This window comes from Scandinavium sp. NPDC088450 (assembly GCF_044900545.1).
GTDB lineage: Bacteria > Pseudomonadota > Gammaproteobacteria > Enterobacterales > Enterobacteriaceae > Scandinavium.
Genome location: NZ_JBJDNI010000056.1, coordinates 1 through 4,447, shown reverse-complemented (window position 1 = coordinate 4,447; position 4,447 = coordinate 1). Strand labels below are relative to the sequence as shown.

At 48.7% G+C, this 4,447-nt stretch carries 4 protein-coding genes and 4 tRNA genes; 1 reads left to right on the top strand and 7 read right to left on the bottom strand.

The window, feature by feature from the left end:
- The 5 genes from ACI2I2_RS24480 to ACI2I2_RS24460 all read right to left on the bottom strand — a co-directional run.
- Positions 1 to 239 (bottom strand): GTP-binding protein (locus ACI2I2_RS24480; RefSeq protein ID WP_000031669.1); only part of this gene is annotated, 239 nt, incomplete at its 3' end.
- A gap of 111 nt (positions 240 to 350) precedes the next feature.
- Positions 351 to 426 (bottom strand) — tRNA-Thr (locus tag ACI2I2_RS24475).
- A gap of 5 nt (positions 427 to 431) precedes the next feature.
- Positions 432 to 506 (bottom strand) — tRNA-Gly (locus tag ACI2I2_RS24470).
- 118 nt (positions 507 to 624) lie between these two features.
- Positions 625 to 709 (bottom strand) — tRNA-Tyr (locus tag ACI2I2_RS24465).
- A gap of 8 nt (positions 710 to 717) precedes the next feature.
- Positions 718 to 793: transfer RNA gene (locus ACI2I2_RS24460), tRNA-Thr, on the bottom strand.
- A gap of 470 nt (positions 794 to 1,263) precedes the next feature.
- Here ACI2I2_RS24460 and coaA point away from each other — a divergent pair.
- Positions 1,264 to 2,214 (top strand): type I pantothenate kinase, encoded by a 951-nt coding sequence (gene coaA / locus ACI2I2_RS24455; RefSeq protein ID WP_404660256.1) that lies wholly within the window; start codon positions 1,264 to 1,266, stop codon positions 2,212 to 2,214.
- Positions 2,215 to 2,238: 24 nt separating this feature from the next.
- On the opposite strand, the gene birA is transcribed toward coaA, so the two are convergent.
- Entirely contained in the window at positions 2,239 to 3,201 is a 963-nt protein-coding gene (gene birA, locus ACI2I2_RS24450) for a bifunctional biotin--[acetyl-CoA-carboxylase] ligase/biotin operon repressor BirA (protein WP_330986265.1), read from the bottom strand.
- On the bottom strand, positions 3,198 to 4,238 hold the full coding sequence (murB, locus tag ACI2I2_RS24445; protein WP_404660257.1) for a UDP-N-acetylmuramate dehydrogenase: 1,041 nt from the start codon (positions 4,236 to 4,238) through the stop codon (positions 3,198 to 3,200). The genes birA and murB overlap by 4 nt, the downstream gene beginning before the upstream one ends.
- Positions 4,239 to 4,447: the final 209 nt, after the last annotated feature.

The window sequence follows — 4,447 nt, the reverse complement described above, 5'->3', positions numbered from 1 at the left end:
ACGTGTGCGTAGTGGCGAGTCGGGGTGTCATATTCAACGTGGGAAGTGTTGATGGTGATACCACGAGCTTTTTCTTCTGGTGCGTTATCGATCTGATCGAATGCGCGAGCAGCACCGCCGTAGGTTTTAGCCAGTACGGTAGTGATGGCAGCGGTCAGCGTTGTTTTACCATGGTCAACGTGGCCGATAGTACCGACGTTAACGTGCGGTTTTGTACGTTCAAACTTTTCTTTAGACATCGATTGTCCCTCTAGACACGGATAAATCGGTGATATCACCACATCAACCAGGCAACATGCCTGACTTGTTGAATGCAATAACAGAAGAGAAACAGGGAGGAGATGATGAAGTGGTGCTGATACCCAGAGTCGAACTGGGGACCTCACCCTTACCAAGGGTGCGCTCTACCAACTGAGCCATATCAGCACGTTTGGAGCGGGCAGCGGGAATCGAACCCGCATCATCAGCTTGGAAGGCTGAGGTAATAGCCATTATACGATGCCCGCATCCTGAAACTCGGCTACCCAGTTCTTTCTGTGCAAAAAAAGAGATTTCTCTCTTCTTTTGTTCGAGCTGGTCGATGTTATCTACCAACTCAGGTAGCGCCTAAACGCTGCCAGAAAGTGGTGGTGGGGGAAGGATTCGAACCTTCGAAGTCTGTGACGGCAGATTTACAGTCTGCTCCCTTTGGCCGCTCGGGAACCCCACCGGACTTGATGGTGCCGACTACCGGAATCGAACTGGTGACCTACTGATTACAAGTCAGTTGCTCTACCTACTGAGCTAAGTCGGCATCAAGTAGCGCGCATTCTATGGAGACATTCGGGGGCATGCAACTAAAAATTTGCATAAAACGATCTCTTGCTCACATTTTGCGCACAAGCAAGCAAAAATGATGAAATTTAGAGCATTGAAGTATAAATATTGGTCTATCTCTGCCATCAGAAAGATTCTCTTCTCTCTTGCTCCCCACGAGAATGCTTCTCTTCTTCTTACTTCCAACACAAAACAACGTCATTGCAGCGGCTCTCTCTTTATACTCAGAGTGACTTCCCTGCGCGTAATCCCTTCTTTACTTGTTCGTACCCTAACCAGTCAGGGCTTCAGGGTGTGATGCTTTCTACTGAAAGCATCACTTAATCTGATTTTTTCTTCTTATTCTCTTCAAACTGGTGTTAACCTCCTGCCCATTGTCCTGATTAACTGAAAGTGTCTCCTCATCTCTCAAGTACCTGAGCGGATGAGGGTGAACAGAACATGCTTATGAGCAAAAAAGAGCAAACGTTAATGACGCCGTATCTACAGTTTAATCGTAGCCAGTGGGCTGCACTTCGTGATTCCGTGCCAATGACCCTGACCGAAGGTGAAATTACCCGGTTAAAAGGCATCAACGAAGACTTGTCACTGGAGGAAGTGGCTGAGATCTATCTGCCGCTCTCACGTTTGCTTAATTTCTATATCAGCTCCAACCTGCGTCGCCAGGCTGTACTGGAGCAGTTCCTTGGCACTAATGCGCCTCGTATTCCCTACGTGATTAGCATCGCGGGAAGCGTCGCTGTGGGTAAAAGCACAACAGCGCGCGTGCTGCAGGCGTTATTAAGCCGCTGGCCAGAACATCGACGTGTCGAGTTGATCACCACAGACGGATTCCTTCATCCTAATGATGTGTTGAAAGAGCGTGGGTTGATGAAGAAGAAAGGCTTTCCACAGTCGTACGATATGCACCGGCTGGTTAAGTTCGTCTCTGATATCAAATCGGGTGCGCCAGATGTGACTGCACCGGTTTATTCCCATCTCATTTATGATGTTATTCCTGATGGTGACAAAACGGTCACTCATCCGGATATTTTAATTCTTGAAGGATTAAATGTTCTGCAGAGTGGTATGGATTATCCCCATGATCCCCACCATGTATTCGTTTCGGACTTTGTTGATTTCTCTATTTATGTTGATGCGCCAGAAGAGTTGCTGAAGAACTGGTATATCAATCGTTTTCTGAAGTTCCGTGAAGGGGCATTCACCGATCCAGACTCCTATTTCCATAACTATGCGAAACTCAGCAAAGACGAAGCTGTCAATATCGCCACCTCGTTATGGAATGAGATCAACCTGGTGAATCTTAAGGAAAATATCCTTCCTACACGCGAACGTGCGAGCCTTGTTCTGGCTAAAAGTGCGAATCATTCAGTCGAACAGATACGGTTACGAAAATAAACAAGGGAGCAGATGCTCCCTTTTTTATTCCGCGCTGCGAAGCGATATTTCTCCGCCAACCCAGGGTTTTATCACCCCATCTTGCTCAAGCAGAAGCGCCCCTTGAGTATCAATCCCTCGGGAAGTACCAAATATTTCCTTTTCGCCAATGATTAACTTCACCGGACGATCAATAAAATTATCGAGTTTTTTCCAACGAGAGAGATAAGGTGCCAGGCCTTCTTGCTCAAATAACTGCAGCGCTGCACGTAATTCTTTTATCAGTCGAACGGCAAGCGTATTGCGGTCAATTTTAATGCCCGCTTCCTGAAGGTTAATCCAGCCCTGATTAATCACATCAGACTCTACCCGACGCATTGCCAGGTTTATACCTGCGCCAATCACGATCTGCGCGGCATCGCCTGTTTTACCCGTTAATTCCACCAGGATACCGGCAAGTTTTCGATCTGACAGGTAGAGATCATTTGGCCATTTAACCCGGACTTTCTCAGCGCCTAAGCTTTGCAACACTTCCGCCATGACAATGCCGATAACCAAACTCAGACCGATTGCCGCAGCGGGCCCCTGCTCCAGTCTCCAGTACATAGAAAGGTAGAGATTAGCGCCAAAGGGTGAAAACCATTTACGGCCACGACGACCACGGCCAGCCTGTTGATATTCTGCTACGCAGGCATCGCCTGTCTGCAAAGTGCCGATACGCTCAAGCAAGTACTGGTTTGTTGAATCGATAACAGGCAGAACCGTGACACTACCTTCTGCAATATTGCTGCGGATAAACGATTCGTCGAGCAACTGGATAGGCTCAGGCAAGCTGTAGCCTTTTCCCGGCACCGTAAAGACGTCAACACCCCAGTCTCTCAGCGTTTGAATGTGCTTATTGATTGCTGCCCGGCTCATCCCTAACGTTTCACCAAGGTGTTCGCCAGAGTGAAATTCGCCATCTGAGAGGATTGAGATGAGCGTCAGTGGAACAGTATTATCCTTCACGCAATCACCTCCACGGCGTTAACTTCCCCGTGCGAACCCATGAACCGGACTTCGGGCTCCAGCCAGACATCAAATTTCGCCCCTACCTGCTGGCGAACAGAGTGAGCAAGAGCGACAACATCATCGCTTGTTGCATGACTCTCATTAATCAGAACCAGCGCCTGCTGCCGGTGCACCATCGCCCCACCAACGCGGGTACCTTTGAGCTGGCATTGATCGATTAACCAGCCCGCTGCAAGTTTCACACTGCCATCGGCTTGAGGGTAATGTGGCGCACCAGGAAAAGCGGCCAGCAATTTATCAGCCACAGAACGGCTGACAACAGGATTTTTAAAGAAGCTGCCTGCGTTGCCATTCACTTTTGGGTCTGGCAATTTAGTCATTCGCATGTGGCAGACCGCGTCAAACACCTCTTGAGGCGTGACACTCTGCGGATTCAGACGAGTCAAATCGCCATAGGTGAGCACTGGCTTCCAGTTTTTCATGAGTTTCAGACCAACAGCAACAATCGCGTAGCGATCCTGGTACTCATGTTTAAAAATGCTGTCACGGTAGCCAAAACGGCACTCTTTTGCACTTAGACGCTTCGCTTCACCGCTGGCTAGTTCAATGCAATCAACGTATTCACACACCTGCTGTAACTCTACGCCATACGCACCGATATTCTGGATGGGTGAAGAACCAGCACAACCCGGAATGAGTGCCAGATTTTCCAGTCCAGGCATTCCGTGTTCCAGTGTGTATTTAACAAGACAATGCCAGTTCTCACCTGCCCCCACATGGAGGTGCCAGGCTTCAGGCTGATCGGTGACCTGGATGCCTTTGATTCGGTTAATAACAACCGTGCCAGCATAGTCTTCCAGGAAAAGCACATTACTTCCCTCACCCAGGATCAGAGCCGGTTGATTGTCCGAAGCGGCTTGCTGCCAGGCTTCCAGCAATTGTTCGGCACTGTCAGCACAAACAATGTGTTTAGCGTAGCGATCGAGACCAAAAGTGTTCCAGGGTTTTAACGAGAGATTCATAGTGGCTTCCAGATGCAAAAACGTGGCTAGTTTACCGTATTCAGGCAGGGAAGGCTTGTGAATAACTCTGTGGGTGGGATGTGGAAAGTCTGTGCAGGGACAGTGTGTAACCCTATTCTGCAAACCACAGATAACAAAAAAACCCCATGCTTTCGCATGAGGTTTTCTTGTTTATTTGATGCCTGGCAGTTCCCTACTCTCACATGGGGAGACCCCACACT